Source organism: Mycolicibacterium arseniciresistens (assembly GCF_030519285.1).
GTDB classification, from domain to species: domain Bacteria; phylum Actinomycetota; class Actinomycetes; order Mycobacteriales; family Mycobacteriaceae; genus Mycobacterium; species Mycobacterium arseniciresistens.
The window spans coordinates 1-5178 of sequence record NZ_JAUMSQ010000418.1 but is presented as its reverse complement, the minus strand read 5'-3'; the positions used below and the strand labels follow the sequence as shown (position 1 = coordinate 5178).

General features: G+C 70.0%; 4 protein-coding genes. 1 reads left to right on the top strand and 3 read right to left on the bottom strand.

Features of this window, described 5'->3' with window-relative positions; translation table 11 throughout:
* Positions 1-213: 213 nt before the first annotated feature.
* A complete protein-coding gene (locus tag Q2100_RS29635; RefSeq protein WP_269896055.1) occupies positions 214-702 on the bottom strand; it encodes a hypothetical protein in 489 nt (162 codons plus the stop codon).
* Positions 703-834: 132 nt separating this feature from the next.
* Here Q2100_RS29635 and Q2100_RS29630 point away from each other — a divergent pair, with 132 nt between their 5' ends.
* On the top strand, positions 835-2070 hold the full coding sequence (locus Q2100_RS29630) for a 13E12 repeat family protein (protein ID WP_302916896.1): 1236 nt from the start codon (positions 835-837) through the stop codon (positions 2068-2070).
* A gap of 8 nt (positions 2071-2078) precedes the next feature.
* On the opposite strand, the gene Q2100_RS29625 is transcribed toward Q2100_RS29630, so the two are convergent.
* Both Q2100_RS29625 and Q2100_RS29620 read right to left on the bottom strand, forming a co-directional pair.
* Entirely contained in the window at positions 2079-4295 is a 2217-nt protein-coding gene (locus Q2100_RS29625; RefSeq protein ID WP_302916895.1) for a molybdopterin-containing oxidoreductase family protein, read from the bottom strand.
* A 66-nt stretch (positions 4296-4361) separates the two neighbouring features.
* Positions 4362-5178, bottom strand: an 817-nt coding sequence (locus Q2100_RS29620) for a metallophosphoesterase (RefSeq protein WP_302916894.1), incomplete at its 5' end; no start/stop codon positions are given.

Here is a 5178-nt window from a genome sequence, read left to right as displayed (position 1 = left end):
CGGCCGCGGAGCCGACGGTCGGCGGCGTCGGGTCCGCGCCCGAGCCACCCTGACCGGCGGGATCCGGTCCCGGAGTCCCTTGATCCTGCGGTTCGCTGTTCACGCTCTCACCCCCACACGAGTTGCCCAGACGACTATAGGTCGCGCGCGGCGGACAGTGAGCACCTAATTCAAGATCGACGTCCGCGTCAGGGCGCCTCGACGGCCGTGGGGCTAGCTGCCGCCGCCGACCTCGGCGGGCAGTGGCGGGGGCAGCGGCTTCGACGGGGTGGGCGAGGACTCGGCTTCGGCCGAGTCCGGTCCGTGGTACTCCACCATCGGCTCGTCGCGGACGATCTTCTCCTCGATACTGACCATCAGGGCCGACGGCGAGACGGTGTAGGCGGCGTCGCCGCTCTCGGCGACGAAGTCGTCGCCCGACCGGGTCGCGGACAGGATCAGCTTGGCGCCGTCGCGCACCCGCACGCCGCGGTATTCGAGTTCACCGTCCGGGCTCTCGCAGATCGCGACCCGCGAGCTGTCCGTCCGGCCGAAGGCGACGGCCGTGTCGGGCGCGGTGCACCGCGCGGTGGAGTCCACGAAACCCTGCGCGTCGGAGGACGGCGCCGCCGTCGCCAGCTGGTCGGCGCCGGCGAACACCAGAGCGAGGACCGCCGCTCCGGCCAGGGCCGGGCGGCGCAACATGGAACGGGTAGCGGTCATCACCGTCCACCAGACCACGTCGGCTCCCGCCGCGCGAGGGCTGACATCGAAGGATGACGCAATCGTTAGGCCACCGATATGCGCTGTGGATGACCGCCGGAGCTGTCGGTGGGCATCGGTATTGTCGAACACATGTTCGAGGATCTGGCCACCGTGCCTCCCGACGCCGACGAAGCGCGGTTGATTTCACGCCTCACCGAACTCGAATCGGCGAAAGCCGCCGCGGCGGCCGGACAGGCGAAGGTGGCCGCAGAACTGGACCGGTTGCGACGCTGCGCTGAAGCCGCCGCCGGAGTGCCCGCCGCCAAGCGGGGCCGGGGCCTGGCCGGCGAAGTGGCCCTGGCGCGGCGGGCATCACCCAACCAGGGAGGGCGATACCTCGGATTCGCCCGGGCACTGGTCCACGAGATGCCCCACACCTTGGCCGCATTGGAGTGCGGGGCGCTCACCGAGTGGCGCGCCACCCTCATCGTCCGCGAATCAGCCTGCCTGTCCGTCGAGGACCGCCGCACACTCGACTACGAGATGTGCGGGGATGTCCGCGCATTCGATGGTCTCGGCGACGCACGGATCGAAGCCGACGCCAAGAAGATCGCCTACCGGTTGGATGCCCGCGCAGTGGTCGACCGGGCCACCAAGGCGGTCACCGAGCGCACCGTCACCATCCGCCCCGCCCCCGACACCATGACCTATGTGACCGCACTGCTGCCCGTCGCCCAGGGCGTCGCGGTTTACGCGGCGTTGAAGAAGGTCGCCGACACCACCTTCGACGGCCGCTCTCGCGGCCAGGTCATGGCCGACACCCTCGTCGAACGCGTCACCGGCCGGCCGGCCGAACAGCCGATCCCCATCGCGGTGAACATGGCGATCTCCGATGAGACACTGCTCGCCGGCGACACCGAACCCGCTCATCTGTACGGCTACGGCCCCATCCCGGCCGAGATCGCCCGCCGCATGGTCCACGACGCAGCTTCGGTGGCCACAATCCGCCGGCTCTACACCCATCCGCGCACCGGCGCCCTGGTGGCGATGGAATCCCGGTCCCGTTGCTTCCCCAAAGGCCTCGCCGCCTTCATCGATCTGCGCGACCAGACCTGCCGCACCCCCTACTGCGACGCTCCGATCCGCCACCACGACCACGCCCACCCCCACCACGAAGGCGGACCCACCGGCGCGGTCAACGGCCTCGGCGAGTGCGCACGATGCAATTACGACAAAGAATCACCCGGGTGGCACGTCAGCACCCACCAGCGCGACGGCACCCACACCGCCGCATTCACCACCCCCACCGGCGCCACCTATCACTCCACCGCGCCACCACCACCCGGCAGACGCGCGAAACCGGTGACGATGAAACGCGTTGCCTGACAGGACGGTCAGACGGCGGCTTCGATTCGTGGCGTCACGCTGACCGGGATGTCGCCCTGGCGAGGCAGGCCGGTGATCGTGTCGTACTCCACGTCCGTGGGCACCAGGCGGCCGACATTGCTTCCGCGGTCGCGGACCTCGTCATCCTCGGCGGGCAATCCGCCGAAGGCGTGGTGCATCGCGACGACGTCGGGGCGCAGCGAGTCGTCGGCCTCGACGACGCTCGGGATGCTGTCGTGCGGCGACGTCACGGTGACCAGCGCCCCGGTCTGCAGTCCGAGCGCCGCCATCGCGTCCGGATGCATGTAGGTCGGGTTGTAGGGCTTGCCGCGGTGCAGGGCGGCGAGATTCGTGCCCGACGAATTCATGAAGTTGCCGTGCCGCCGCGGGATGAGCCGGAACGGGAAGGCCGGGTCCTGCTGCGCCGCAACGTACTCGTCGGTCCGGATCGCGACGAGTTCGGCGAGCAGCTGGCCGTTGCCGACGTCGAGCTTCGCGGTGCAGTCGGCGTCGCGGGGCTCCACCACCGCATCGACGTCGAAGATCTTCCCGTGCGGATGGCTGCGCACCTCGTCGAACGGGATGCGCGATGTCGCGCACATCTGCTCGAACAGCTCCTCGGTGGTGAGGCGGGTGTCGCCGTTCATGTTCAGCACGATCGGCGGCGACTCCATGAACCTGCCGCCGCCGCCCCCGAAGAAGTTCACGAACCACATCTCCAGCCCCATCCGCTGGGCCAGTCCGAGGAAGAACTGCCACTCCTCGATCAGATCCGAGCCGGCGGGCGGTTCGATCAGCCTCGGGACGTACTGCCCGTAGGCCGCCGGGATGCCGGTCCCGCTGGCGTAGTACTTGATGAGCTCGCTGCCCATCGTCATGGCCGGCGTCTCCATCTGCATGCGCGGCGCGATGACGTAGTCGGCCAGCCGCGACGTCAACGACATCTCCGTGTCCAGCGTGACGAGCAGGTCAAGGTTCTCCAGCGCCCGCAACGTCTTTCGCTGATCCGGCCACGCCGCCATCGGATTGCCGCCGATGCAGATCAGCGCCTTGACCTGACCTTCGCCGTCGAGCAGGATCTCGTCGGCAAGCGCGGCCGTCGGCATCCCCGCCACGGTGTCGGTCAGCCCGCGAACCCGCAGCCGCTCGCCGTATCCCCAGCCCTCGTAGGGCGGGTGCGGCTGCGCCTTCGCGGTGAAGGCGGGCAGCAGGGTGTTCGGCCGGGTCACCCGCTCGCCGGCCCGCTGCCAGCGCCCGCAGATCGTCGTCAGACACAGGCACAGGTACTCGAGCACACTGCCGTGCATCGCGAAGTTCGCGCCGGTGCCCGCGTTGACCATGCCGCCGCGCGTGCCGTACGTCGCGAACATCCGCGCGGCGTCGAGGAGTTGCTGCTCCGGGATGTCCGCGCGGTCGGCGACGTAGGCCGGGGTGAACCCGGACACCGCCTCGGCCAGCGCCTCGAACCCGTCGACGTTCTCGGCGAGAAAGTCCCAGTCGCAGAGCTTCTCACCGATGACGATGTTGATGATGCCCGCGACGATCACCGCGTCGGTGCCCGGGCGGGGCTGGATGTGGATCGCCGCCCGTGCGGCCGTCTGCGAGCGGCGCGGGTCGATGACGATGAGCTTCATGCCACGGCCGACGGCGGCCTTGAGGTTCTGCGCCGGGTTCTGGCCCGGGATGCCGATCGCCTTGGACACCAACGGGTTCGTGCCGATCAGCAGCCAGGTGTCGGCCTCGCCGAAGTCGACGTCGCCGCCGAGCCAGTGGCCGTGGGCGGCCAGCGCGATCTGTTTGCCGGGTTGGTCGATGGTGTTGGCGGTGAAGAACATCGGTGATTCGATCGCCCGGATGAACGCGTTGCCCATGAGCGCCGAGGCGGGGTAGGGCAGCCCGTTCGTCCCCAGGTACAGCGCCACCGAGCGCGGTCCGTGCGCCTCGATCAGCGCCTGCAACGTGGCGGCGATCTCGTCCATCGCGACACCGGACTCGACCGGCTCGTATGCACCGTCGGGCGTGCGCCTCTGGCTGTGCAGCAGTCGGGCGGGATTGTTGTGGATCTCGGGCAGCGCCCGGCCCTTGGCGCAGCTGTAACCCTTGAACATCGGGTTGTCCGGATCGCCGGTGACCTTGGTGAGCCGGCCGTCGGTGACCGTCGCGAGCACCCCGCAGTGCGCGGAGCAGATCCGGCAGATACCCGGCCGCGTCGTCGTTGATGGCATCGATGCATGCTAGGCGGTCGCTCAGCGTCGCGGACCGGAATGCGGTGCAGGAAGTGTGACGGCTTGTCAGCCCCGTGGACTCAGCGAAAGCACCGTGACATCCGGCGGCGCGCCGACCCGGACCGGTGGCCCCCAGAACCCGGCGCCCCGCGTGACGTACAGCTGGGTGTCGTCGACGGTGGACAGCCCGGCCAGCGACGGCTGCACGAGCTGCACCACGTAGTGGAACGGCCACATCTGCCCGCCGTGCGTGTGCCCCGACAGCTGCAGGTCCACCCCGCGTGCCGCGGCCTCGCTCACCATGATCGGCTGGTGGGCGAGCAGCACCGTCGGCCGGGACGGACCGACGCCGGCGAGTGCCCGGTCGAAGTTCGGCGGGTCGGAACGCGATTCACCGGCGAGGTCGTTGATCCCGGCCAGGTCGAAGGCCGCCGCGCCCCTGCGGATCGGGGTGTTCTCGTTGCGCAGCACGTTCACGCCGAGCCGGTCCAGCTCGGTCAGCCACTGCGCCGGCTCGTCGACGAAGTACTCGTGGTTGCCGGTCACGAAGAATGTGCCCTCGCGCGATGCCAGATCGCGCAGCGGTTCGGCGGCCGCGCCGAGTTCGGCGACGCTGCCGTCCACCAGGTCGCCCACGATCGCCACCAGATCCGGCTCGGCCCCGTTGATCGTCTCGACGATGCGTTCGGTGTGGCGGCGGCCGGCCAGCGGGCCGAGGTGGATGTCGGACACCACCGCGATCCGGAAGCCGGTGAATGCGGGGTCGAGGCTGCGTAGGCGCACCGGCACGGCCAGGACGTCCGGCGGGCCGAGTGCCCGGGTGGCGCCGTAGCCGACCAGGCTCACCGACGCCGCTCCTGCCGCGGCGGCGCCGGCCCTCGCG

Bases quoted from the DNA above. Each gene is read 5' to 3' on its own strand.
- Q2100_RS29635 (WP_269896055.1), bottom strand. From the start codon at position 702: ATGACCGCTACCCGTTCCATGTTGCGCCGCCCGGCCCTGGCCGGAGCG.
- Q2100_RS29630 (WP_302916896.1), top strand. From the start codon at position 835: ATGTTCGAGGATCTGGCCACCGTGCCTCCCGACGCCGACGAAGCGCGG.
- Q2100_RS29625 (WP_302916895.1), bottom strand. From the start codon at position 4,295: ATGCCATCAACGACGACGCGGCCGGGTATCTGCCGGATCTGCTCCGCG.